Annotated in this window: 21 protein-coding genes, 1 tRNA gene, 1 other RNA gene and 1 pseudogene; 15 read left to right on the top strand and 9 right to left on the bottom strand. The window is 69.8% G+C overall.

The features are described from left to right. Nucleotides 1-155 precede the first annotated feature (155 nt). Entirely contained in the window at nucleotides 156-3,068 is a 2,913-nt protein-coding gene (gene secA, locus QTQ03_RS24605; RefSeq protein ID WP_289280114.1) for a preprotein translocase subunit SecA, read from the top strand. Between the two features lie 154 nt (nucleotides 3,069-3,222). Here the strand turns inward: secA and QTQ03_RS24610 are convergent, their stop codons facing one another. Beyond that, nucleotides 3,223-3,807: an Rv3235 family protein gene (locus tag QTQ03_RS24610; RefSeq protein WP_289280115.1), complete on the bottom strand. Its 585-nt coding sequence runs from the start codon at nucleotides 3,805-3,807 to the stop codon at nucleotides 3,223-3,225. 101 nt (nucleotides 3,808-3,908) lie between these two features. Beyond that, nucleotides 3,909-4,139, bottom strand: a complete 231-nt coding sequence (locus tag QTQ03_RS24615; protein ID WP_289280116.1) for a helix-turn-helix domain-containing protein — start codon at nucleotides 4,137-4,139, stop codon at nucleotides 3,909-3,911. A gap of 218 nt (nucleotides 4,140-4,357) precedes the next feature. Here QTQ03_RS24615 and QTQ03_RS24620 point away from each other — a divergent pair, with 218 nt between their 5' ends. Continuing rightward, on the top strand, nucleotides 4,358-4,867 hold the full coding sequence (locus QTQ03_RS24620) for a DUF6912 family protein (RefSeq protein WP_289280972.1): 510 nt from the start codon (nucleotides 4,358-4,360) through the stop codon (nucleotides 4,865-4,867). 12 nt (nucleotides 4,868-4,879) lie between these two features. Here the strand turns inward: QTQ03_RS24620 and QTQ03_RS24625 are convergent, their stop codons facing one another. After that, a complete protein-coding gene (locus tag QTQ03_RS24625; protein WP_289280117.1) occupies nucleotides 4,880-5,917 on the bottom strand; it encodes a hypothetical protein in 1,038 nt (345 codons plus the stop codon). Between the two features lie 271 nt (nucleotides 5,918-6,188). On the opposite strand from QTQ03_RS24625, the gene pruA reads away from it, so the two are divergent. The 9 genes from pruA to QTQ03_RS24670 all read left to right on the top strand — a co-directional run bounded on the left by pruA (nucleotide 6,189) and on the right by QTQ03_RS24670 (nucleotide 14,549). Beyond that, nucleotides 6,189-7,817: an L-glutamate gamma-semialdehyde dehydrogenase gene (gene pruA / locus QTQ03_RS24630; protein WP_289280118.1), complete on the top strand. Its 1,629-nt coding sequence runs from the start codon at nucleotides 6,189-6,191 to the stop codon at nucleotides 7,815-7,817. Between the two features lie 241 nt (nucleotides 7,818-8,058). Beyond that, entirely contained in the window at nucleotides 8,059-8,574 is a 516-nt protein-coding gene (locus QTQ03_RS24635) for a PadR family transcriptional regulator (protein WP_289280119.1), read from the top strand. A 138-nt stretch (nucleotides 8,575-8,712) separates the two neighbouring features. Continuing rightward, nucleotides 8,713-9,834 carry a peptide chain release factor 2 gene (gene prfB, locus QTQ03_RS24640; RefSeq protein WP_289280120.1) on the top strand — a complete coding sequence of 374 codons (1,122 nt, stop codon included), beginning with the start codon at nucleotides 8,713-8,715 and terminating at the stop codon, nucleotides 9,832-9,834. A gap of 118 nt (nucleotides 9,835-9,952) precedes the next feature. Then, nucleotides 9,953-10,633 carry a cell division ATP-binding protein FtsE gene (gene ftsE, locus QTQ03_RS24645; protein ID WP_289280121.1) on the top strand — a complete coding sequence of 227 codons (681 nt, stop codon included), beginning with the start codon at nucleotides 9,953-9,955 and terminating at the stop codon, nucleotides 10,631-10,633. Nucleotides 10,634-10,697: 64 nt separating this feature from the next. Next, nucleotides 10,698-11,573 (top strand): permease-like cell division protein FtsX, encoded by an 876-nt coding sequence (gene ftsX / locus QTQ03_RS24650; protein ID WP_289280122.1) that lies wholly within the window; start codon nucleotides 10,698-10,700, stop codon nucleotides 11,571-11,573. Nucleotides 11,574-11,702: 129 nt separating this feature from the next. Next, nucleotides 11,703-12,182 (top strand): SsrA-binding protein SmpB, encoded by a 480-nt coding sequence (gene smpB, locus QTQ03_RS24655; protein WP_289280123.1) that lies wholly within the window; start codon nucleotides 11,703-11,705, stop codon nucleotides 12,180-12,182. A gap of 106 nt (nucleotides 12,183-12,288) precedes the next feature. Beyond that, nucleotides 12,289-12,664: a transfer-messenger RNA gene (ssrA, locus tag QTQ03_RS24660) on the top strand. Between the two features lie 271 nt (nucleotides 12,665-12,935). Continuing rightward, complete coding sequence (locus QTQ03_RS24665) at nucleotides 12,936-13,394, top strand: hypothetical protein (protein WP_289280124.1); 459 nt, start codon at nucleotides 12,936-12,938, stop codon at nucleotides 13,392-13,394. A gap of 189 nt (nucleotides 13,395-13,583) precedes the next feature. Continuing rightward, on the top strand, nucleotides 13,584-14,549 hold the full coding sequence (locus tag QTQ03_RS24670; protein WP_289280125.1) for a hypothetical protein: 966 nt from the start codon (nucleotides 13,584-13,586) through the stop codon (nucleotides 14,547-14,549). 73 nt (nucleotides 14,550-14,622) lie between these two features. Here QTQ03_RS24670 and mdlC read toward each other — a convergent pair whose 3' ends face one another. Continuing rightward, nucleotides 14,623-16,218 carry a benzoylformate decarboxylase gene (gene mdlC, locus QTQ03_RS24675; protein WP_289280126.1) on the bottom strand — a complete coding sequence of 532 codons (1,596 nt, stop codon included), beginning with the start codon at nucleotides 16,216-16,218 and terminating at the stop codon, nucleotides 14,623-14,625. A 53-nt stretch (nucleotides 16,219-16,271) separates the two neighbouring features. Beyond that, nucleotides 16,272-17,075, bottom strand: coding sequence for an S-methyl-5'-thioadenosine phosphorylase (locus QTQ03_RS24680; RefSeq protein WP_289280127.1), 804 nt, complete (start codon nucleotides 17,073-17,075; stop codon nucleotides 16,272-16,274). A gap of 162 nt (nucleotides 17,076-17,237) precedes the next feature. On the opposite strand from QTQ03_RS24680, the gene QTQ03_RS24685 reads away from it, so the two are divergent. Beyond that, entirely contained in the window at nucleotides 17,238-17,828 is a 591-nt protein-coding gene (locus QTQ03_RS24685; protein ID WP_289280973.1) for a YqgE/AlgH family protein, read from the top strand. 85 nt (nucleotides 17,829-17,913) lie between these two features. Continuing rightward, nucleotides 17,914-17,986 (top strand) — tRNA-Ala (locus QTQ03_RS24690). A 231-nt stretch (nucleotides 17,987-18,217) separates the two neighbouring features. Here the strand turns inward: QTQ03_RS24690 and QTQ03_RS24695 are convergent. The 4 genes and pseudogenes from QTQ03_RS24695 to QTQ03_RS24705 form a co-directional block, all read right to left on the bottom strand. Continuing rightward, on the bottom strand, nucleotides 18,218-19,141 hold the full coding sequence (locus QTQ03_RS24695; RefSeq protein ID WP_289280128.1) for a ketopantoate reductase family protein: 924 nt from the start codon (nucleotides 19,139-19,141) through the stop codon (nucleotides 18,218-18,220). Between the two features lie 346 nt (nucleotides 19,142-19,487). Beyond that, nucleotides 19,488-19,638: pseudogene (locus tag QTQ03_RS30780) on the bottom strand (DNA starvation/stationary phase protection protein); the annotation flags it as partial. A gap of 141 nt (nucleotides 19,639-19,779) precedes the next feature. Beyond that, complete coding sequence (locus QTQ03_RS24700; protein ID WP_289280974.1) at nucleotides 19,780-20,808, bottom strand: alpha/beta fold hydrolase; 1,029 nt, start codon at nucleotides 20,806-20,808, stop codon at nucleotides 19,780-19,782. Nucleotides 20,809-20,953: 145 nt separating this feature from the next. Continuing rightward, the gene (locus tag QTQ03_RS24705; RefSeq protein ID WP_289280129.1) at nucleotides 20,954-21,787 is read right to left on the bottom strand and encodes an alpha/beta fold hydrolase; all 834 of its coding nucleotides are present in this window, start codon (nucleotides 21,785-21,787) and stop codon (nucleotides 20,954-20,956) included. A gap of 136 nt (nucleotides 21,788-21,923) precedes the next feature. On the opposite strand from QTQ03_RS24705, the gene QTQ03_RS24710 reads away from it, so the two are divergent. Together QTQ03_RS24710 and QTQ03_RS24715 are read left to right on the top strand one after the other, a co-directional pair. Continuing rightward, nucleotides 21,924-22,523: a TetR/AcrR family transcriptional regulator gene (locus tag QTQ03_RS24710; protein WP_289280130.1), complete on the top strand. Its 600-nt coding sequence runs from the start codon at nucleotides 21,924-21,926 to the stop codon at nucleotides 22,521-22,523. Nucleotides 22,524-22,885: 362 nt separating this feature from the next. Continuing rightward, a complete protein-coding gene (locus QTQ03_RS24715; RefSeq protein WP_289280131.1) occupies nucleotides 22,886-23,092 on the top strand; it encodes a hypothetical protein in 207 nt (68 codons plus the stop codon). Nucleotides 23,093-23,158: the final 66 nt, after the last annotated feature.

The following is a 23,158-nucleotide window of genomic DNA, read 5'->3' on the forward strand; positions in this document are numbered from 1 at the left end:
CGGATCGTTCGCCGATGGCGTAACCGAAATACGGGTCACCCGCACCTGCTCGACACGTTATGTGGCTTTCGTACGTTCGGACCGGCGCCACCAGTGACCACCGCCCCGACAGAACGCCTACGATGGTTCGAGACCGTCTAGGGGAGCGTTGATCCGTGTCGATTCTGGAAAGGGTCCTCCGCGCTGGTGAGGGCCGCATGGTGCGTCGGCTGAAGGCCATCGCGGCCGCTGTCAACTCGATCGAGGACGACTATGTCAACCTCACCGACGACGAACTGCGGGGGATGACCGGTCAGTTCAAAGAGCGGCTGGCCGACGGCGAGACCCTCGACGACCTGCTGCCCGAGGCGTTCGCGGTGTGCCGGGAGGCGGCCGCCCGGGTGCTCGGCCAGCGCCCGTACGACGTCCAGGTGATGGGCGGCGCGGCGCTGCACTTCGGCAATATCGCCGAGATGAAGACCGGTGAGGGCAAGACGCTCACCTCGGTCATGCCGGTCTACCTCAACGCACTCTCCGGCGAGGGCGTGCACGTGGTCACGGTCAACGACTACCTGGCCCAGCGCGACGCCGCCTGGATGGGCCGGGTACACGAGTTCCTCGGGCTCACCGTCGGCGTCGTGCTGCCCAACCGGCCCGCCGTCGAGCACCGGGCCGCGTACGAGTGTGACATCACCTACGGCACCAACAACGAGTTCGGCTTCGACTACCTGCGTGACAACATGGCCTGGTCGAAGGACGACCTGGTCCAGCGCGGGCACAACTACGCGGTGGTCGACGAGGTCGACTCCATTCTCATCGACGAGGCCCGGACACCGCTGATCATCTCCGGCCCTGCCGAACATTCCGCCCGGTGGTACGGCGAGTTCGCCGCGGTGGTCGCCCGCCTCCAGCCCGGCAAGGACGGCGAGGGCGACTACGAGGTCGACTACGCCAAGCGCACCATTGCGGTGACCGAGCGCGGTGTGGCCAAGGTCGAGGACCGGCTTGGCATCGACAACCTCTACGAGTCGGTCAACACCCCGCTGGTCGGGTACCTCAACAACGCGATCAAGGCCAAGGAACTCTACAAGCGCGACAAGGACTACATCGTCAGCGACGACGAGGTCCTGATCGTCGACGAGTTCACCGGCCGTATCCTGCACGGCCGCCGCTACAACGAGGGCATGCACCAAGCGATCGAGGCCAAGGAGGGGGTGGAGATCAAGCAGGAGAACCAAACCCTCGCCACCATCACCCTCCAGAACTACTTCCGCCTCTACGAGAAACTCTCCGGCATGACCGGCACCGCCCAGACCGAGGCGGGCGAGTTCAACAAGGTCTACAAGGTCGGGGTGGTGACCATCCCGACTCATCGCCCGATGGTCCGCGAGGACCGCCCCGACGTCATCTACAAGACCGAGAAGGCCAAGTTCAACGCGGTCGTGGAGGACATCGCCGAGCGGCACACCGCCGGCCAGCCGGTCCTCGTCGGCACGGTCTCGGTGGAGAATTCCGAGATCCTCTCCCAGCTGCTGCGCCGCCGGGGCATACCGCACTCGGTGCTGAACGCGAAGTTCCACGCCCGCGAGGCGGAGATCGTCGCCCAGGCCGGGCGGAAGGGCGCGGTCACCGTCGCCACCAACATGGCCGGCCGTGGCACCGACATTCTCCTCGGCGGCAACCCGGAGTTCCTCGCCGCGAACGAACTGCGCCAGCGTGGCCTCGACCCGGCCGAGCACGAAGACGAGTACGACAAGGCGATGGAGGAGGTCCTGCCAGAGTGGAAGCGGGCCTGCGACGCCGAGGCGGAGGAGGTCGCCGCGGCCGGCGGGCTCTACGTGCTGGGCACGGAGCGGCACGAGTCCCGGCGGATCGACAACCAGCTGCGCGGCCGGTCGGGCCGGCAGGGTGACCCGGGTGAGTCCCGCTTCTACCTGTCCCTCCAGGACGAGCTGATGAAACGGTTCCGCTCTGGCGCGGTCGAGGCCGTGATGGAGCGCTTCAACATCCCGGAGGACGTGCCCATCGAGTCGAAGATGGTCACCCGCCAGATCAAGAGCGCCCAGGCCCAGATCGAGGGCCAGAACGCCGAGATCCGTAAGAACGTCCTCAAGTACGACGAGGTCATGAACAGACAGCGCCAGGTGATCTACGCCGAGCGGCTGCGGGTGCTCAACGGTGAGGACCTGTCCGACCAGGTCCGCAACATGATCGACGATGTGGTCGAGGCGTACGTGCGGGGTGCCACCGCCGAGGGGTACGCCGAGGACTGGGACCTGGAGCAGCTCTGGTCCAACCTCAAGCAGCTCTACCCGGTGGGGGTCACCATCGAGGAGGTGGAGGAGGAGGCCGGTTCCCGTGCCGGCATCGACGTCGACTTCCTGCTGGGCCGTCTCAAGGAGGACGCGCACGCCGCATACGGCCGGCGCGAGGAGCACCTCGGCGAGGAGGGCACCCGCCAGCTCGAGCGGATGGTGCTGCTCCAGGTGATCGACCGCAAGTGGCGCGAGCACCTCTACGAGATGGACTATCTCCAGGAGGGCATCAGCCTCCGGGCGTACGCCCAGCGTGACCCGGTGGTGGAGTACCAGCGCGAGGGCTTCGACATGTTCGCCACCATGATGGACGGCATCAAGGAGGAGACGGTCGGGTTCCTCTACAACCTGGAGGTGCAGGTCGAGGAGCCTGAGCCGGCTGCCGACGAGGTCGAGCTGCTGGACAAGCCGGTCGAGATCCGGGCCAAGGGTCTGGGCCGAGTACCGCAGCCGCAGGGCCTGCAGTACTCCGCACCGACCATCGACGGTGAGGCGGGGGGCGGTGCGGTGGCGCTGGAGCGTCCGGACGAGGCCGCGCCGGCCGTCGGCCGACCCGCTCCGGCGGCTCCGGCGGCCCCCGGGCGGACCGCTCCGACGGCTCCCCAGCGGCCGGCGAGCGGGTTGCGCGGCCCGGCCGCCGCGGCGGGAACCGCGCGTCGGCCGGCACCAGGGCAGGCGGAGGGCGGCAACGGCCCGTCCCGCAACGCCCCGTGCCCGTGCGGCTCCGGTCGCAAGTACAAGCGCTGCCACGGAGCCCCCAACGGGGGCGCCTGACGTAGCCGGCGGGCCGGCCCGCCACGCTGTCCGGGCGCCGCGGCCCCTGCTGGGCCGCGGCGCGTTCGTTCTGCGGCAATGTGGCCGGTCCACCCGCCCGGCGGGCACGGTCGTCCAGGAGCCGACCCCTGCCGAGCGCCTGCGGTGGCCGGGGTCAGAGGACCTGCAGGGCGCTGCAGACCCACTTGCCGCGGCGGTGGTCGAGCCGGAACGCCATCGCCCACACCCGGCCCGCCGGACCGGTGAGCACGGCGGCCGCCTCGACCACCCCGCTCCGCGGCTCACACACCCGTAGCCGCCGCAGGTGTGTCGCCGGACGGGTGGACCGGCGGCGCACCGGGCCGGAGCGACCCGTGGCTCGGGCTACCTGCGACAGGAGGTCGACCGCCCGGGCCGGGTCGAACAGCGGCCGCAGCTGTCTCGGCGGCCGGTAGCCGTTGACCACCTCCAGGCAGGTGGCGACGAAGCGGTGGGCCGCTCGGGTCGCGTCCGGCGTGGCGGTGACCATGGCGCTGGGCGGCACCGCCGGCCCTGGCCGCCCCGGGATCGGGCCGGGGCGGCGGCGCCGGTTCGGTGGGCGGACGACCCCGCTCCGGGTCACCTCGAAGAGGTCGAGCGCGAGTTGGCCGTGGGTTGGCCAGTTGGTGGGGTCGTCCTCGACGCACGGTGGGTCGAAGGAGGGAGCCGGGCGTAGTCGAACGGGGGGCCGGACCGGTCCGGGGCGGCGCGATTCGGTCATTCTGACCCCCGATTCTTTCGTTTACTTTCGCTTGCCTGTGACAGTGACCAATTCTCGGGTATGGACGAGCTCGTGGTCAATGCCACAGGGTCCCCCGCAGCTCACTCCGGGTCACGATCGGCGAGGGGGTTACCGCGCACCCACTCGGCCGTCTCCGCGTACTTGCGTTCGATGTACTCCTCCAGCCTCACCCGTTCGACGCGCCACTGGCCGCGCCCACCGATCTTGATCGCGGGCAGTTCGCCGCTGCGCACCATGTGGTAGACCTGCGAGTCCGACACGTTCAGCTCGGCGGCCACGTCGGACAGGAGCAGGAACCTGGGCTCCGCCACGGGAACTCCCTGGGTTGACGGCGTTTACTACAGTTTGCCACCGGACGCGTTCGCCGCCCAGAACCGAATCCCCCGCGAGGCCCGTCCCGCCGGCGACACATCCGGGAAGAACCTCCACGGTCGTGGGTGCGAGGTGTATGACGGTGACGGCGTACGGCATGATCGGCGTCCGGATCCGGCGCCCGCCGGCGGAGGACCTGAGCAGGGGAGACAAGCCCGTGACCGACGACCTTGTCCGGGTGTACGTCCCGGCGACCGTCCCGATGCTGACCCTGCTACGTGCCGACGGTCTGCCGGCGGCCTCCGCGCACGCGGTCACCCCCGCCCTGCGGGAGTGGTACGCCGAGGGCGACGAGGAGGAACTGGAGTACGTCGCCTTCACCCGGGCCGCCCAGGACGCGCTGCAACTGCTGCGGGCCGATCCGGCCGCACCACGCCGGCGCGTTGTCGTGTCGGCCGACCTACCGGCGGCGGCTGTCGGGCGCGAGGACGCCGACCTCGGCTCCAGCGCGGTGGAGCTGACCCGCACGGTGTCGCTGGCGGCGGTGGCCGCGATCCACGTCGACGGCGTGGACGCCGTCGAGGACGTAGCCGCGGCGGCCGAGGCGGTGGCCGAGGCGCTCGTCGGCGACCCGGACGCCCAGTTCACGGTCGACGGCGCCGAGGACCACGAACTGGAATGGTACGACGCCTCCGAGCTGGACCAGCTTCTCGATGCCGCCGGCTGACCACGCGACGCGTCAGCCCTCGACGCTCCCGTCCGCGTCGTCCTGCGACGTGGGCCCGAGCGTCCGGCCGAAGGCGACCATCGCGGTCAGCGCGCCGACGAAGAGCACCCAGATGGCGTTGTCCACGCGGGAGGTACCCAGCGCGGTCTGTGCCACCGCGTCCGCCTCGCTCAGCGCGCCGGCGAGGTCGAGGAGTTCCCGGCCGCCGGTCCGCAGGATCACCTCGGCGGCGAGCAGCAGCAGGCCGGGGCCGGCCCCCGCGACCAGGTACGCCGGCCAGCGCAGGGCCGGCGCGTACGGGTCCCGTCGGACCGTCCAGCGCCGGGCCCAGGTGAGGTAGCCGAAGGTGAGCAGGCCGGCGACCAGGCCGGCGAGCAGGGACTCGGTCCGCGAGACCCATTTCGCCGCGCCGAACAGTGACTCCTGTGTCGTACCCGCACCGAAAAGGTCGAAGAGCGGGTCCCGGACGCGGCTGAACGCCACCACGAAGATCAGCGTGCCGAGCGCGGCGGCCACCACCGCGCCGACCACGGGTGCACTCCGGGCGCCGGCGACCGCGCCGCCGATGATCGCGGCGGCGGCGGTGGTACCCGCGATCACGTTGGTGGTGGCGTTGTCCGCGTACGTCAGGTTGACGGCGAACGCGGCGGCGAGCCCGACCAGCAGCCCGGTGGCGACCGCCGCCACGAAGCGCAGAGTCGCCCGGCCCCGCCCCCGGCGGGCGAGCAGGTCCACCCCGAACAGCGCGAACGTGGCTCCGGCGACGAGTGCGGCCGAGATCACCCCGGGCAGCGCGAACGCGGAGAGGCTGATCGCGGTGATCCCGGCCGCGGCCGAGTTGATTGCTTCGCGGGTCGACCAGAGCATCCCGGTCAGCCAGCCGAGGGCCAGCAGCGCGAGCACCGCTGTCCCGGGGGCGAGTGCCGGCCCAAGGCCCTCGGGCCGCTCGTCCGACACCGGGTCCGGCGTCGCGGCGGGGGTGGCCTCGTCGGTGACCTGACTCGGCTGCTCCGAGTCCGCGGCCGACCAGCCGCCGGGCTGCTTGGTCATCGTCTCCCCTTCGACGGACAACCCGGCCCACGGCGAGGCCGGTGTTCACCGGTCACCCAGGGTACGCGCCCACCGTCGACCGTCTCCCCGGCGCGTTGACCAGCGTGGTGGGCCGGGCGCTGGTGTGGGGTGGGACGCCGGTCGTGGGAGAATCGGCTGAGGTCCCGCCGCCGTGACCGGCTCTGCCGGCCGGTGCCTGGTGTCCGGTCGTCCGGCCGGTGCCCGCGGGTCCGATTTCGCCACCGCCGACGAGATCGCTCAGGAGCCTGTGATGGACGCCGTGTTCTCCGTACCCGAGCCGCGCAACGAGCCGGTACGCACCTACGAGCCGGGAAGTGTCGACCGGGACCGGCTCCAGCGGCGGCTGGCCGAGTTGGCCGCCGAGCGGATCGACCTGCCGATGACCATCGCCGGCGAGCGGCGGATGGCCGCCGGTGAGTCGATCGACGTGGTGCAGCCGCACAAGCACGCGCACGTGCTGGGCGTGACCGCCCACGCCACCCACGACGACGCGCGTGCGGCGGTGAAGGCCGCGAAGGACGCGGCGCCGGAGTGGCGTGCGCTGCCGTTCGAGGAGCGGGCCGCGATCTTCCTCCGCGCCGCCGAGTTGCTTTCCGGTCCCTGGCGGGACACGCTGAACGCCGCCACGATGCTCGGTCAGTCGAAGACCGCCGTGCAGGCCGAGATCGACTCGGCCTGCGAGTTCATCGACTTCCTCCGGTTCAATGTCCACTTCGCCCGCAGGCTGCTGGCCGAGCAGCCGATGTCCGGGCCGGGAACGTGGAACCGGTTCGACCACCGGCCCCTCGAAGGCTTCGTCTACGCCGTCACCCCGTTCAACTTCACCGCGATCGCTGGTAACCTGCCCTCCGCGCCGGCCCTGCTCGGAAACACTGTGGTCTGGAAGCCGGGGCCCACCCAACAGTTCGCCGCACACTTCACGATGCGGTTGTTCGAGGCGGCCGGTCTGCCCCCTGGAGTGATCAACATGGTTACCGGGCGGGGCGAGGAGGTCTCCGACGTGGTGCTCGCCGACCCGGACCTGGCCGGTATCCACTTCACCGGCTCCACCAAGGTCTTCCAGCAGCTGTGGCGGACCGTCGGCGAGAACATCGGCCGCTACCGGGGGTACCCGCGGCTGGTCGGCGAGACCGGCGGCAAGGACTTCGTGGTCGCCCACTCCAGCGCCGACGTGGACGCGCTGCACACCGCCCTGATCAGGGGAGCGTACGAGTACCAGGGGCAAAAATGCTCCGCCGCCTCCCGCGCGTACGTCCCACGGTCGATCTGGGAGGGTGGGCTGCGCGACCGGCTGGCCGCCACCGCGGATGCCCTCAGCTACGGTGACGTGACCGACTTCCGTAACTTCGGCGGCGCCGTGATCGACGACAAGGCGTTCGGTCGGCACACCGCCGCGCTGGAGTTGATCACGGGCGACGACACCTGTCGGATCATCGCCGGCGGCACCGCCGACGACTCGGTCGGCTACTTCGTGCGGCCCACCCTGTTCGAGTGCACCGACCCTGCTCACGAGACCTTCACCACCGAGTACTTCGGGCCGATCCTCGGCGTGCACGTCTTCGATGACGCCCGGTTCGACGACGTGGTGGCCCAGGCCGAGTCGATCGCCCCATACGCGCTGACCGGCTCGATCTTCGCGACCGACCGCCAGGTCGTCGACCGGGTGGCCGAGGCGATGCGGTACGCGGCCGGCAACTTCTACATCAACGACAAGCCGACCGGCGCGGTGGTCGGGCAGCAGCCGTTCGGTGGCGCCCGGGCCAGCGGGACCAACGACAAGGCTGGCTCCTGGCACAACCTCGTCCGGTGGATGTCGCCGCGGACGATCAAGGAGACCTTCGTCCCGCCGACCGAGCACACCTACCCCCACATGGGCTGAGGTGTTTGGAGGGGCCCTCCTCAACGCCTTCGCGTCGTCGAAGGCCCCTTCTCAACGCCCCCGTGTGGTCGAGGGTCCCGCTCGACATCCGAGGCGGGTGTGACAGCTGATGTCACCGAGATCTGGCCGCAGCGACTGTCGCCGGCCGACAGTGCACATAGGGTGCACATAGGAAGTCCTAACGGGTGGCGAAACGGTGAAATCCTGGACGCCGAGTCGGCAAAGTGGCAGCGTAAGGGGCATGGCGGATTCCGGAGTCAACCCCACGGCGGCGGCCCTGCTCGGGCTGCTCCACGAGGGCCCCATGACAGGCGGTCAGTTGATGGCCGCCGCCGAGCGCCGGCTGGCGCCGTACTGGTCGATGACCCGTAGTCAGGTCTACCGGGAGCTGCCCGTGCTGGCCGAGAAGGGGCTCGTTCGGTTGGGCAAGCCGGGGCCGCGGATGAGCCAGCCGTACGCGATCACCGCCTCCGGGAAACGGACATTCTCCAAGTGGCTCGCGGAGGACCCGGGCCGGGACACCATCCGTAACCCGATCGCGCTGCGGATCGCCTTCGGTAACCTGCACTCGGCCAGCCAGCTCAAGGGTCTGCAGGTCGCCGCCAACGAGTACCACACCGAAGCCCTGGCCCGGGTTCGCGAGCAGGTCAAGAATGCCAAGAAAGAAGGCGAAACGTACGATGCCAGCGCGCTGGAGTTCGCCGTCGCCTACCACAAGGCCGCGCTGTCCTGGCTGAAGTCCGCCCCGGTCGGGTGACACGGTAGGTGTTCCTGTGCGCGGGGCCGCGGGACTGCGGGGCTCGCGAGTTCGCTCCTCACCCGCGCGGGGTGTGTTTTGCGCGGGACTGCGGGGCTCGCGAGCTCGCTCCTCACCCGCGCAGTACGCTTGTCAGTCGTGACCGCTGCCGACTACGCCGAACAGCTCAAGGAACTCGACGCAACCCTGCGCAACATCGAATCGGTGCTCGACATCGACAAGCTGCGGGCGGACAAGGTCCGCCTGGAGGAGACGGCCTCCGCCCCCGACCTCTGGGATGACCAGGCCAAGGCGCAGCAGGTCACCTCCCAGTTGTCGTACGTCAACGGCGAGATCGACAAGCTCTCCAGCCTCCGTTCCCGCCTCGACGACACGCAGGTTCTGCTGGAACTGGCCGAGGCCGAGTCCGACCCGGGCGTGCTCGCCGAAGTCGAGTCGGAGATCGCCGGGCTGACCAAGGCCATCCAGGAGATGGAGGTCCGCACCCTGCTCTCCGGCGAGTACGACTCCCGGGAAGCGCTGGTCGCCATCCGGGCCGGCGCCGGAGGGGTGGACGCGGCGGACTTCGCCGAGATGCTGCTGCGGATGTACCTGCGCTGGGCCGAGCGACACGGTTATCCGACCGAGGTCTACGAGACCTCGTACGCCGAGGAGGCGGGGCTGAAGTCGGCCACGTTCACGGTCAAGGTGCCGTACGCCTACGGCACGCTCAGCGTGGAGTCGGGCACCCATCGGCTGGTCCGGATCAGCCCGTTCGACAACCAAGGCCGCCGGCAGACAAGTTTCGCCGGCGTCGAGGTGCTGCCGGTGGTGGAGCAGACCGACCACATCGACATCCCCGAGAACGAGATGCGGATCGACGTCTATCGGTCATCCGGTCCGGGTGGTCAGAGCGTCAACACCACCGACTCGGCGGTGCGGATCACCCACGTCCCGACCGGCATCGTGGTCACCTGCCAGAACGAGAAGTCCCAGCTGCAGAACAAGGCCTCCGCGCTGCGCGTGCTCCAGGCCCGGTTGCTGGAACGCAAGCGCCAGGAGGAGCAGGCCAAGCTCCAGGGCCTGAAGACCGACGCCGCCGGCTCGTGGGGTGACCAGATGCGCTCGTACGTCCTGCACCCGTATCAGATGGTGAAGGATCTCCGAACCGAGCAGGAGACCGGCAACCCCTCGTCGGTCTTCGACGGCGACCTGGACGCCTTTATCGAGGCGGGCATCCGGTGGCGGAAGCAGCAGCAGCTCGCCGGCGACGGTGCGTGACCGATCGGGGGCGTAGCGCGTCATCGATCTTCGTTATCCCCAGCAATTCGCCGACGCGCCTCGCAACCGTGGGGCGCGGGCCTTGGCTCTCCGGTTACACCGCGTAGACTCACCACCCGTGATTCAGCTTGAGCAAGTGACGAAGACGTACCCGAAGGCGTCCCGGCCTTCGCTCGACAACGTGTCCGTCTCGATCGAGAAGGGCGAGTTCGTCTTCTTCATCGGCCCATCCGGCTCTGGCAAGTCCACGATCATCAAGCTGTTGTTGCACGAGGTGACGCCCAACAAGGGCCAGATCATCGTGAACAGCAAAGACGTGACGTCGATGCGCTCTTGGAAGCGACCACACTTCCGGCGCTCGATCGGCTGCGTCTTCCAGGACTTCCGCCTCCTGCCGAACCGCACCGCGTACGAGAACGTGGCGTTCGCTCTCGAGGTGATCGGCAAGACCAAGGCGGTCGCCCGCCGGGTCGTGCCCGAGGTGCTGGAGCTGGTCGGACTCGGTGGCAAGGAGCACCGCTACCCGCACGAGCTCTCCGGCGGTGAGCAGCAGCGGGTGGCCGTCGCCCGGGCGTTCGTGAACCGTCCGCTGATCCTGCTGGCGGACGAGCCGACGGGAAACCTCGACCCGGACACCTCCATCGAGATCATGCGCCTGCTGGACCGGATCAACCGCACCGGCACGACCGTCGTGATGGTCACCCACGACTCCAACATCGTGAACCAGATGCGCCGCCGGGTCATCGAGATCGAGAGCGGCCGGATCGTCCGCGACCAGGCTCGCGGCGTCTACGGGTGAGCCGGCGCCCCACCCCGCCTGACGACGACGAACACCTCATGCCGGAGACCCGGAGGAACCCCCGATGCGCGTGAAATACGTCCTGTCCGAGGTCATGGTCGGACTGTGGCGAAACGTGACCATGACCATCGCGATGATCATCACGATGGCGGTCTCGCTGACCATGCTCGGCGCCAGTGGTCTGATCTACACCAAGGTCGCCGACATGAAAAAGTTGTACTTCGAAAACATCGAGGTTTCCATCTTCCTCGACAACGAGGTCACTCCCGAGCAGAAGGCGGATATCGAGGCGAAGCTCGACGCCGACCCGCTGGTCGCGAACCGCACGTACGTCGACAAGAACGAGGCGTTCGAGCGCTTCCAGGACATGTTCCGGGATTCGCCGGACCTGCTGAGCGCCGTCAAACCGGACGTGCTGCCGGAGTCGTACCGGCTGAAGCTGGTGGACCCGCAGGAGTACAAGGCGATCAACGACCAGTACACCAACGTCGAGGGCGTCGACCAGGTGGTCGATCAGAGCCGCGTGCTGGACAAGATCTTCGACCTGTTCACCGCCGGCCAGAACATCGCCCTCGTCGCCGCGATCGCGATGGCCATCGCCGCTCTGCTGCTGGTCGCCAACACGATCCAGGTCGCCGCCTACAGCAAGCGGCGTGAGGTGGCGGTCATGAAGCTCGTGGGCGCCTCGAACTGGTTCATCCAGGCTCCGTTCGTCCTGGAGGCCGTGGTCGCCGGTCTGATCGGCTCGGTGCTCGGGCTCGGCGCACTCGTCGGCCTGAAGATCTTCCTGTTCGACGGCGCGCTCAGCGCACTCCAGGGCCTCTTCGCGCCGGTCAGCTGGGGCGAGATCTTCCTGGCCTTCCCGCTGATGGCCGCCGTCGGCGGCTTGATCAGCGCGATCACCGCCTGGGTCACCCTCCGCTTCTACCTGCGTGTTTGACGGGGTAGCCGGGATCTGGGCCCTCCCGCTGCCGGAATAAACGGCGCGGGAGGGCCCTTCTCTCTCGGGTAGCATGATCTCCGTTTTCCCGTAGGGTCCGGGAGCGGTCAGGATAAGGAGGTGGCGCCGATGCCACGGGAAAAGGGACGTAAGGTCGTCGCCTCCAACCGCAAGGCTCGGCACGACTACTCGATCCTCGACACGTACGAGGCGGGGATGGCGTTGACCGGCACCGAGGTCAAGTCGCTGCGGGCGGGGCGGGCGTCGCTCGTTGACGCGTTCGCCCAGGAGCGCAACGGTGAGCTGTATCTGCACGGGATGCACATCCCGGAGTACACCCAGGGCACCTGGACCAACCATGAGCCCCGGCGTACCCGCAAGCTGCTGCTCAAGCGTCTGGAGATCGACCGGTTGATCGGCAAGACCCGGGAGAGTGGTCTCACGCTGGTGCCGTTGCAGGTCTACTTCGCCGATGGCTGGGCCAAGGTGGAGATCGGCCTGGCCAAGGGTAAGAAGTCTTACGACAAGCGGCAGGACCTCGCCAAGCGGGACGCGGACCGGGAGATCGCGCGTGCCGCGGGACGACACGGCAAGGGGATGCGCGACTGATTTATCCGGTTTTCGCCGTATTCGGCGTGCGGGCGGGGACACGGGATGAAACCCGTTGCGGCAAGCGTTAGGCTTGACGGTGCCGCCGACAGGGGCGGCCCTACGAGGGGGTGACTGGTTTCGACTTCGTACGTTGCGGCAGGGGAAGCGAGCCGAGGAAGCCGACGTCGTCTCGTGAATCGTTCGTCGGAAAACAATAAGCGCCAAGAGCAATCGCGCTGACTTCGCTCTCGCCGCCTGAGGCGGGTAGCAAGTCTGTCGGCCTGGGAGCGCCTTCGACCCAGTTAGCCGGCATCAGCTAGAAGGCTGGCCAATCGGACCCGGTCGCGGGGTCCGTGCGGCGAGATCAATCAGCGACTGGGCCCGTCACACCGACTCGCTCGCGTGATCGGAGGGGCCGAGTAGAGGCACAGCGAGCTGCGCTCGGAGAAGCCCTGACAAGGCGGCGAAGGACCCGGGTTCGATTCCCGGCACCTCCACCACCCGGCCTGTGCGCCCCGGTCCACCCGGACCGGGGCGCACAGGTGTATTTGGTGTATTCCGCATCCGGCGACCGCTCTTTCGTACCCGGTGACCGCACTGCGTGCCCGGCAGCGTGACCGCCGTGCCGCTCCGGCTCAGCGGCTCGGGGTACCCCGGTGGCCGACGGGAACAGTGGGGCCAACGGGCCCATTGGGGCGTCCGCCACCCCTGGACAGGCCGGCCGACGAGGTTCACCATCGGCGTACGCGGTCAGCAGCGCGGGAGGTGCCCATGGTCACCGGTCCGATCCAGCAACCGTCCGCCGCCCCCACACCGGCCCGGCTCACAGCGGGCCAGCGGGCCGACCCGCTCGGCGACGCCCGCACGCTGAGCCGGGTGGCAGTCGACACCGAGCCGTACTGGCGGGAGCGGCTGCTAGGCCGCCTCGGGCCGGTACGCCAGGAGTTCGCCGAGCACGTCCGGCTCACCGAGGGCCCCGCTGGTCGGTACGCGGAACTGCTTCACCACGCACCCCGGCTCCAGCGCGGCGTGCAGCGTCTGGTCCGGGAGCACGCCGTCATCGTCGCCGCCCTCGACGGGCTGCGCCGGGCCGCCGAGCGACCCACCGTGACGGCCGAGGAACTGCGCTGCGCCACCGAGCAACTGGTCTCGGCGCTGGCGCGGCACCGGCAGCGCGGCGCGGACCTGATCTGGCAGGCCTACCAGACCGATCTCGGCGGGGAGGACTGAGTCGACGGTCGTCGCCGGGCAGCCGAGGCCGGCGGAGGGGACGTCTGCCCCGTTGGCGTGCCGGGCTGTTCTCCGCCCGGTGTAGTCGGCCGGGGGACCGGACGAGCGGAGACGGCGGGCGGAGACGACGGGTGGACGTGGTGCCGGCATGCCTGGAACCAGGGTCGGCCGAGGACCGTCGAACCGGGTATGAATCGAGTAGAACCGGACACGCGTCGAACGTTCGCCGTGCTGAGCCTGTCCCTGCTGCTCGCCGCTGGCTGTGCACCGGCCGGCTCGGAGCCCGACGCCGCCTCGCCCTCGGCCGGCCGGTGGCCGGCGTTCGACGAGCGGGCGGCCGGGGTTGCCGAGGCATGGCGGCCCGGTCCACAGTGGGACAGCGGCTACGTGCCGCTCCAGGAACCGACCGTGCTGGTCGGTGACCCCACGTTCAGCCCGGACACCGAGCTCGCCTTCCGGGCAGGCTGGTACCGGGACCAGGTCGGGTTGCCCGTCGCGCGGCCCGCCGACGGCACGGTCCGGTTCCCGGACGGCACACTCACCGTTGCGCTGGTCAGTGCCGCCGAGGCGTACCGTCAGCTCGACCAGGGGGACCCACCGCCGTGCGACGGGCAGGCGAAGAATCCCGGCACCCCGCCCCCGGCCCAGTCGATTGGTCCGGACGACCCGGTGAGCAGCGATCCGCAGACCGCCTGCGTCCCGTTGACGGTGACCGCGGTCGAACTGGGCAGCGTGCCGGTACGCACCAGTCGAGGCGAGGCTCGGGTGCCGGCGTGGCTGTTCACGGTCGACGAGCTGACCGCCCAGGTGGCCCGGCTCGCGGTCGCGCCGGCGGCCGTCGGGGCGGTCCCGGAGCCGAGCGCTCCGCCCGGGCCGCTGCCGTCCTCGATGGTCGGCGCGCAGGACCTGCGCGCGGTGGACGGCACGACGCTGACCGTGCGACTCGGGATCGGCGCCTGCGACACCGGGGTCACCCCGCTGGTGTACGAGCGCGACGACGTCGTGGTGGTCGGCGGCGGGGTGACCCGACCCACCGGTGTCTGCACCGAGCAGCTCGTACTGGAACCGGTGACCGTTGCGCTGGCCGCGCCGCTGGGCGAGCGGCCCGTACTCGACGTGCTCGCCGGCGCGCCGCTGCGACTCACCACCAGGTGATCGCGGCGGCCGCGGCTCAGCGCGCCATGGCCTGCCAAAGCCGCCGCTGACGAGGAAAGTCGGGCCGACTCCTTCACAGCAGAGCCGGAACCTCGCTTCTGATCGGCACCGGTAGCACGGTCGGGCGGTCCGCCCGCAGGCCGTCAGCCAGTGCCGCGCCGAGCTGCTCCGGCGTCTCCACCGTCGCCGCCGCGCAGCCGTACCCCCGGGCCACCGCAACAACGTCCAGCCCCGGCAGGTCGAGGCCCGGCACCCCCGGCGTGTCCTTGAAGTTGGCGAACGCCTTGAGGGTCGCGTAATGCTGGTTGACCGGGACCACGACGACCAGCGGCAGGCGCAGCTGCGCCGCGGTCCACAACGCCTGCACCGAGTAGTGGAACGAGCCGTCGCCGATCACCGCGACCACCGGCCGATTCCGTCCGGTGTCCCGCTGTGCCAGGGCCATCCCCACCGCCGCCGGCAAACCGTAGCCCAGCCCGCCGCTGGCCATCGTGAAATACGACGCGGGCCTGGTGATTCGCAGCCGCCGGCGCAACGCTGACAGGTTCGACGGCGATTCCTGAACCAGCACCCCGTCGCCCGGCCAGTACCGGTCCAGCGCCGCGAACAGCGCGTCGGCGCTGAGCGGCGATCCGTGCTCCGGGGGCGGCGGGGCCGGCCGGACCGGGGGCGGCGGTCGGCTCTCCGGCGGCAGCAGGTCCAGCAGCTCGGCCAGGGTCAGGCCGGCGTCGCCCAGCAGGCTGTCGCCGACCGGAGCCCGGGCGGCCTCGTCCGGGTCGTCGGTGACGTGCAGCAGCTGCACGCCCTCGGGCAGATGGTCGCCGGGGACGTGTGGGTAGTAGCGGAACACCGGTGCACCGACCACCAGCACCGCGTCCTGCCCGCGCAGCTTCTCGGCCAGCGGCGCGATGGCGAACGGCAGGACGCCCTGGAAGTGCGGATGATCCTCCGGAAAGGGGGCCCGTTCCGGGGCGGGTGCGGCCCACACCGGAGCACCGAGCCGTTCGGCGAGCGCGACGGCGGCCGGCCAGGCGTCGGCCCGGTCCACCGCGGCCCCGAGCACCAGTGCCGGCGTGCGGCTGGTGGCCAGTACGGCGGCGAACTCGCCCAACCGGTGCGGGTCCGGCGCGAAGCGGGTGGACACCGTGCGGGGTGGGCGGTAAGGGTCGGCCGGCTGATCCCAGTCGTCCAACGGCAGCGACAGGAACACCGGCCCGGCCGGGGGCTGCACGGCGGTGGCGTACGCGCGCATGAGCGCCGCCGGGACATCCTGCGGCCGGGACGGCTCGTGGCTCCACTTCACATACGGCTGGGGCAGCTCGGCGGCGCGACGGCTGGCCAAGCGCGGCTCGATGAGCAGCATCTCCCGGGTCTGCTGGCCGGCGGTGACGATCAGCGGGGCGCGGTTGTGCCAGGCGGTGACCAGGTTGCCCATGGCGTTGCCGGTCCCCGGAGCGGTGTGCAGGTTGACGTGCGCCGGGCGTCCGGTGACCTGCGCGTACCCGTCGGCTATGCCGACCGCTGAGGCCTCCTGCAGCGCGAGGACGTAGTGGAAGTCGTCCGGAAACGCGGCGAGGAACGGCTCCTCGGTCGAGCCCGGGTTTCCGAACACGGTCGTCATGCCGAGGTCGCGCAGCAGGTCGTACGTGGTGTCGCGGACCGTGGCCATCGCCACTGACGGTATCGGGGCGGGACCGATGGGGGCGGTGTTTCGACCAGCTGCTAGGGCAGGGTGAAGGGCAGCTCGATGCCGTCCAGTGCCCGGCCGCAGTCGCAGCCCCGCTCGGTCGGCAGGGCCGTCACCGCCGCCACCAGCAGCCCGCGCAGCCGGTCGGTGTTCTCGCCGAAGACGCGGAACACCTCCTCCTGGGTCACCGACCCGCCGCCGGCCACGCCCGCGTCATGGTCGGTGACCAGCGCGATCGATGAGTAGCAGAGGGCCAGTTCGCGGGCGAGCACCGCCTCCGGGTGACCGGTCATGTTGACCACCGTTCCGCCGATCGAGGTGAACCACCGCGACTCCGCACGGGTGGAGAAGCGTGGACCCTCCACCACGACCACCGTCCCGCCGTCCACCACCGGCACATCCCGTCCACCCGCGGCGGCGAGCAGGGTACGACGGCCGACCGGGCAGTACGGATCAGCGAACGAGAGGTGCACGGCGCCCCGGTCGTAATAGGTCTGCACCCGCCCGCTGGTGCGATCGATGAGCTGGTCCGGCACGACGAACGTGCCCGGACCGAGCTCTGGCCGCAGGCCGCCGACCGCGCACGGGGCGAGCACCTGGCGGACGCCGAGGGAGCGCAGTGCCCACAGGTTGGCCCGGTAGGGGATCCGGTGCGGTGGATGCCGGTGGTCCCGGCCGTGCCGGGGTAGGAACGCCACCCGCCGGCCGCTCACCTCAGCGAGGGTGATCGCGTCGGACGGCGGCCCGTACGGTGTGTCGACCCTGTGCTCGACGGCACCGTCGAGCAGGGCGTAGAGCCCCGACCCGCCGATCACCGCCAGTTCCGCCGTGGGTTCCACGGGGTTCCTCCTCGTCCGCGACCACCCGACCGTCAGACCTTAGCCAGCGGCGGGAGCGCAGGCTATGGTGCCAGGCATGGTGTTGACGACGTGGACGGTGCCCCCGGCCGTTTCGGTGTGGTCGGTCTGACGGGTGTCCGGCTGGCGAAGAGAGGGGCAGGCTTGCAGGGAGAGGGGCAGGCGATCGGCGGGCAGGCGACAGAGTCGATGGCCGGGCGGTTGCTGGTCGCCACACCGACGCTGAAGGATCCGAACTTCGACCGTACGGTCGTGCTGCTGGTCGCCCACGAACCCGGTGGCGCGCTGGGGGTCGTCCTGAACCGGGCGACCGAGGTCCCGGTGGCGGACGTCCTCGGCGACTGGGCCGAGCTGGCCCGGCACCCCGCCGTGCTCTTCGAGGGTGGTCCGGTGCAGCCGGACTCGGCGATCTGCCTCGCCCGGATGCGCCAGCCGGTCGATCGGGTCAAGGGCTTCCATCAGGTCTCCGGCGCGGTCGGCACGCTCGACCTGTCGGTCGATCTGGAGCGGGTCCGGGAGAGCGTAGGCGGCATCCGGGTCTTCGCCGGCTACTCCGGCTGGGGTTCCGGGCAGCTGGAGCAGGAGATCGAGGAAGGCTCCTGGTTCCTGCTGGACGCACTGCCCGGCGATGCCTTCGTTGACCGTCCGGACGACCTGTGGCCGATGGTGCTGCGGCGGCAGGGCGGCATGTTGGCGGCGGTGGCCCACTTCCCGCCGGACGTGGCCCTCAACTGAACCCGCCGGGCGGGACCCCGCGATGTGGCGGTTCCGGACGACGTGTGTATAGTTCTCCCGTGCCCGGGCGACTGGGTGACAGCACGGGGCCGTGGCGCAGCTGGTAGCGCACCACACTGGCAGTGTGGGGGTCAGGGGTTCGAGTCCCCTCGGCTCCACCCGTGATTTTGCACGAGAAACGCCCTGGACGGATCGATGGATCTGATTGCCAGGGCGTTTCTCGTGCCAGTGCCGTGCCAGATCAGGCGGCGGTGCTGCCCGTACCCTCTTCGATCAGGGCATCCAGCGCGGTGGCGACGGCGTGGTCCCGTCACGCGTCGCGTGCTGGTAGATCATCGCGGCGCGGGTGCTCGAAAGGCCGGTCCGGGCCATCAGCTCCTTGAGCGTGGCTAGTGGCCGGCGGCCTGCAGTTCCCGTACCAGGCGGGTTGACACCGGCACGGGCACGCCATGCCGGTCGGCCGCGCGCAGCAGCGCCCCGCCGATGGCGTCGAGTTCCAGCGGCCGTCCCGCTTCCGCGTCGCGCTGCATCGAGGACTTGGCGTCGGCCGGGAACGTGTCGTAGCGCGCCAGGGCCGGAGCGGGGTCCACCCGCGCGCCGCAGGCAAGGCTGACCGCGGCGGCTTCGGCGACCAGGCTCGCCAGCTCCTCGTGGTGGCGGGTGCGGACCTCTCCGAGGGAAGCGCCGTACCGGGTGGTCAGGAGGGCAAAGGGGGCGAGGAAGGCCATTTTCGCCCACAGGGCGGTGGTCTCGTCCTCGGTCACGCGGGCCGTCACCCCTGCGGCGGAGAGGGTGTCCGCCAAGGTTTCGGCGTGGGGGCGGGGTGCCGTGCGGGCGGCCAGGTCGATCTCGACGAACGGGCTGCCGTGCTCGATGACGAAGGGCCCGGTGGCGCCGGGACCAAGGCGGGTCGACTCCACGCGGATCACTCCGGGGGCCACCCGGTCGGGCTGGTAGCGAGCGCGGAGGGTCGCGGGGTGTTCGACGCCGTTCAGTAGCGGTACGACGAGGGCGTCGCCGAGGGCTGCGGGCGGGACGCGGGTGAGCGCGGTGTTCAGAGCGGTCTGCTTGACGGTGATCAGGCACGCGTCGACCGGCTCACGTAGTTCGGTGTCCGCTTCCACATCTGTGGTGAAGTCGCCGAAGTGGCGGCTACGGATCTCGATCCCGCTGCTCCGCAAGGTGTGTGCTGTGGCTTCGCGGGCCAGGCAGATGACGCGGTGGCCGGAGCGGGACAGCAGGGCGGCCAGCAGACCGCCGACGCCGCCCGGACCCAAGACGGCCACCGTGGGCTTGCTCGTCGTGAGCGTCATGAAGTTGTCCTCTCGTAGGTCGGCCCCGGTGATCGGTGGCCGCCTTCAAAGCGATCTTTGCAGAGGTGCGCGTTACGCGCGACTGGGGGTATCGACCAGAGCACGAAGGCGCCGTGTGCCCGCAGGGCGCCGCTGTCACAGCTTCCGACCGAGACGCCGGGGCTGCCCATCCCGACCTACGTGAACGGGCCGATGGGCCATGACCCGCCAGCGTTCCCTTCCACTCTGAACGGAGCGTTACGGACTGCCGGCCGGTACCCGATGTCGGGTGCCGGCGGCGGTGTGGGTGCTGTTTCGGGGTTCCTGGGCGGTGGGTGTGCTTGCCGCTGTGGACGTTTCGGTGTGGTTATCGCTGTGAGTGGAGGAGCCAGGCTTGTTGTTCGATGGTGTGGCCCGGTGGTGGTGAGGATGTCTTGGGTGATGGGGTCGTGGGTGGTGGCTTCGATTGCGCGGTGGATTCCGGTGGCGGTGGTGGTGAGGAGGTGGTGGATTTGGGTCTGCTGCACCTATCGGTGCAGCAGACCCGGTGCCTTTCGGTGTCGTGGTGGCTGGTGGTGGTGTCGCTGTGGGGGTTTGATGCTGCTCGGTGTTGGGGTGGTGGCTGGTGTGGCCGGCCCGCCCCTGCTGGGGGGTGGTGGTTATCGGAGGTTGTTGACGAAGGTGAGGAGGTCGTTGTTGAGTTGCTGCTTGTGGGTGTCGGTGATGCCGTGGGGGCCGCCGGGGTAGGTCTTGAGGGTGGAGTTCTTGATGATCTGGTGTGCTTCGCGGGCGGAGTTGTCGATGGGGACGACCTGGTCGTCGTCGCCGTGGATGATGAGGGTGGGTACGTCGATGCGGTTGAGGTCTTCGGTGAGGTCGGTTTCGGAGAATGCTTTGATCGAGTCGTAGGCGGCTTTGTGGCCGGCTTGCATGCTCTGGAGCCAGAAGGTGTCTTTCATGCCTTGGGAGACGTTGGCGTTGGGGCGGTTCGCGCCGAAGAAGGGTCCTTCGGCGAGGTCGCGGTAGAGCTGGGACCGGTCGGTGAGGGAGCCTTCGCGGAGGCTGTTGAACACGTCGATGGGTACGCCGTTGGGGTTGGTGGGGGTTTTGAGCATCAGGGGGGTGACCGCGCCGATGAGGGCGACCTGCGCGATGCGGTCGGTGCCGTGTCGGCCGATGTAGCGGGCGACTTCTCCGCCGCCGGTGGAGAATCCGACGAGGGTGGCGTTCCGTAGTTTCAGTTTGGTGATGACGGTGGCGAGGTCGTCGGCGTAGTGGTCCATGTCGTTGCCGGTCCAGGTTTGGGAGGACCGGCCGTGGCCGCGACGGTCGTGGGCGATGACCCGGTAGCCGTTGTCGGCTAGGTGCATCATCTGGGATTCCCAGCTGTCGGAGTTCAGTGGCCAGCCGTGGCTGAACACGACGGGCCGTCCGTCTCGGGGGCCCCAGTCCTTGTAGAAGATTTCCACTCCGTCGCGGGTGGTCAGGTAGCCCTCGTTCAGGTTCGATCGTTTCCCGGTCGCGGCGGCGGCGCCGGCTTGGGCCTGGTTGTCGTTGGTGGTGGCGATGGCGGTGCCACCGGCGGCGAGACCGACCGCGGTGACGCCGGCCAGCAGTGTGGTGACCATGCGGCGGCGGCTGCGACCAGCCGAACCGGTGTCGGTGGTGGGGGTGGTGTTGGTGTCCATGTCGGTGGTGTCCTCACGTGGTGAGTGGTCCAAGCGGGCCGGGTAGTGGATGAAGCGGGTGTTGCCTGGTTTCTTGTGCTTGCCCGGCAGGGGCGGGGCCGGCCCTTGTGAGAGGTGCGGGGGCCCCGCCCACCCGGGGTGGGGGTTACTTGGCGAGGAAGGTCAGCAGGGCCTGGTTGACCTCGGTGGCGTGGGTCCACAGCAGGCCGTGGGGGGCGCCGTCGATCTCGACGTAGTCGGCCTGCGGGAGGCGCTTGTGGAACTCGCGGGCGGTCGCGTCGATCGGCAGGATGTTGTCCGCGGTGCCGTGCAGGATCAGCGCGGGTACGTCGATCGTCGGGATGTCCGCGCGGAAGTCGGTGACCCAGGTCGGCACCGCCGCGCTGGAGGCGTACCAGGAGGCGCCGGCGGCGACGTTCCAACTGTTCCGTAGGGCGTCTTCGGACAGGCGGGTGCCGAGGGTGTCGTCGGTGTTGTAGAAGTCGCGGTAGAAGTCGGTGAAGTAGGCGTACCGGTCGGTGGTCACCGCGGCGGAGATCCCGTCGAACACCTCCTGCGGCACGCCGGTGGGGTTGTCGTCGGTCTGGAGCAGGAACGGCTCCAACGAGGCCAGGAACGCGGCCTTCGCGATCCGGGCCGAGCCGTAGCGGGACAGGTACCGGGCGACCTCACCACTGCCCATCGAGAACCCGACCAGCACCACATCAGTCAGGTCGAGGGTTTCCAGGACGGTGTTCAGGTCCGCGGCGAACGTGTCGTAGTCGTAGCCGACGGTGGGCTGACTCGACTGGCCGAATCCCCGCCGGTCGTAGGTGATCACCCGGTAGCCCGCCGTGAGGAGCGCCGCGGACTGCTTCTCCCACGAGTGCCCGTCCAGGGGGTAGCCGTGGATCAACACGACCGGCTGTCCCTGACCGTGGTCCTCGTAGTACACGTCGATGCTGGTGCTGTTCTCGGTCCCGACGGTGATGTATGGCATGACGGCCTCCCAGCCAAGTTCAGAACGCTCGTTCTCGGTTGCTCTGAGGAGTACAGTAGAGAACGAACGTTCCCGGCGCCAGTCAAACCAGCCACATCCCGCCGTGACCGTCGCCACACCACAACAGGAGAACCCCATGCCCACCACCACCCGTAACCGGACCGCAGCGCAGGCCGAGGAGATCCGCGAACACGTCCTGGACACCGCCGACCGGCTCTACTACAGCCGTGGCATCCACGCCGTCGGCATGGACGCCCTCCGCGACGAGGCCGGCGTCTCCCTCAAACGCCTCTACCAGCTGTTCCCCTCCAAAGACGCCCTCGTCGAAGCCGTCCTACAACGCCGCCGCCACATCTGGAACGCCCGCGTCGACGACGCCGTCACCGCCGGCGGACCCACCCCCCGCGGCCAACTCCTCGCCATCTACGACATGCTCGCCCGCTGGTCGAACGACGACGGCTTCCGCGGCTGCATCTTCGTCAACACCTTCAGCGAACTCGGCGCCACCACACCCCACATCGCCACCCTCATCCGCGACCAGAAAACCGAATTCCAAAACCGCCTCGCCAGCATCGTCGCCACCACCGGCGCCCCGGCCGCACTCGCCCACCAACTCGCCGTCCTCGCCGAAGGAGCACAAACCACCGCCGCCATCACCGGCACCACCGACCCCATCCACCACGCCCACACCGCCGCCACCACCCTCATCGACACCGCCCTCAACCAGAGCCACTGACACCCAGCAGGAAACCCACACCACGCCAGGCAAGACCACGCCGACCCTCAACCCGTGGCTCGTGGTCGACAGCAACCCCGACCACAGCAGGGTCACGGTGAACCAGGTCTTCGACTGGACCAGCGTTCGGCGCGAGGACCCCACCACAACGCGGCTACGGTCGTTGACCTACGTGGCAACGTCCCCGACCGGATCTGCCGGCGGCGGGCGTTGCCACATCCCGTCCACCGAGACCGCGGACGGACAGTGCGCTACCGGCTGGATCGGCTGCGCGGCGCCGGCCTGGTCGACGTGGTTCGCCCGGCCGCGAGTCCGGCTCGGCTCTTCGGCACGGGTTACCGCGTCCGGCCGGCGCCCGGCTGTTGGTCGGCACCGCCGCCGGCGACGGCCGCCGCCCGTCCGGGTTGTTCGTCGCGCACTCGGCTGCCGTCGCCGAGGTGTGGCTGGCGCTGCGCGAGCGCGGTCCGGCCGTCGGGCCGCGCCTGGTGGACTGGTGGGCCGACCGGGCCGGCTGGCAGGAGCGGGAAACCCGCTCATCCGGGCTCCGGGCTCCGGGCTGCGCCGGCTGACCCGGGCGCGGTCGCGCTGGTCGATCTGGCCGCCGCTGGCGTTGTGCCACTCGGTCTGCCAGTAAG

The organism is Micromonospora sp. WMMA1363 (assembly GCF_030345795.1).
Lineage (GTDB): Bacteria > Actinomycetota > Actinomycetes > Mycobacteriales > Micromonosporaceae > Micromonospora.

Coding starts and splice junctions, on each gene's coding strand:
- smpB (WP_289280123.1), top strand. CDS start 11,703: ATGCCACGGGAAAAGGGACGTAAGGTCGTCGCCTCCAACCGCAAGGCT.
- QTQ03_RS24610 (WP_289280115.1), bottom strand. CDS start 3,807: ATGACCGAATCGCGCCGCCCCGGACCGGTCCGGCCCCCCGTTCGACTA.
- QTQ03_RS24635 (WP_289280119.1), top strand. CDS start 8,059: ATGGCGGATTCCGGAGTCAACCCCACGGCGGCGGCCCTGCTCGGGCTG.
- mdlC (WP_289280126.1), bottom strand. CDS start 16,218: ATGGCCACGGTCCGCGACACCACGTACGACCTGCTGCGCGACCTCGGC.
- pruA (WP_289280118.1), top strand. CDS start 6,189: ATGGACGCCGTGTTCTCCGTACCCGAGCCGCGCAACGAGCCGGTACGC.
- QTQ03_RS24665 (WP_289280124.1), top strand. CDS start 12,936: ATGGTCACCGGTCCGATCCAGCAACCGTCCGCCGCCCCCACACCGGCC.
- QTQ03_RS24625 (WP_289280117.1), bottom strand. CDS start 5,917: ATGACCAAGCAGCCCGGCGGCTGGTCGGCCGCGGACTCGGAGCAGCCG.
- QTQ03_RS24705 (WP_289280129.1), bottom strand. CDS start 21,787: ATGCCATACATCACCGTCGGGACCGAGAACAGCACCAGCATCGACGTG.
- ftsX (WP_289280122.1), top strand. CDS start 10,698: ATGCGCGTGAAATACGTCCTGTCCGAGGTCATGGTCGGACTGTGGCGA.
- QTQ03_RS24700 (WP_289280974.1), bottom strand. CDS start 20,808: ATGGACACCAACACCACCCCCACCACCGACACCGGTTCGGCTGGTCGC.
- QTQ03_RS24670 (WP_289280125.1), top strand. CDS start 13,584: ATGAATCGAGTAGAACCGGACACGCGTCGAACGTTCGCCGTGCTGAGC.
- QTQ03_RS24710 (WP_289280130.1), top strand. CDS start 21,924: ATGCCCACCACCACCCGTAACCGGACCGCAGCGCAGGCCGAGGAGATC.
- QTQ03_RS24695 (WP_289280128.1), bottom strand. CDS start 19,141: ATGACGCTCACGACGAGCAAGCCCACGGTGGCCGTCTTGGGTCCGGGC.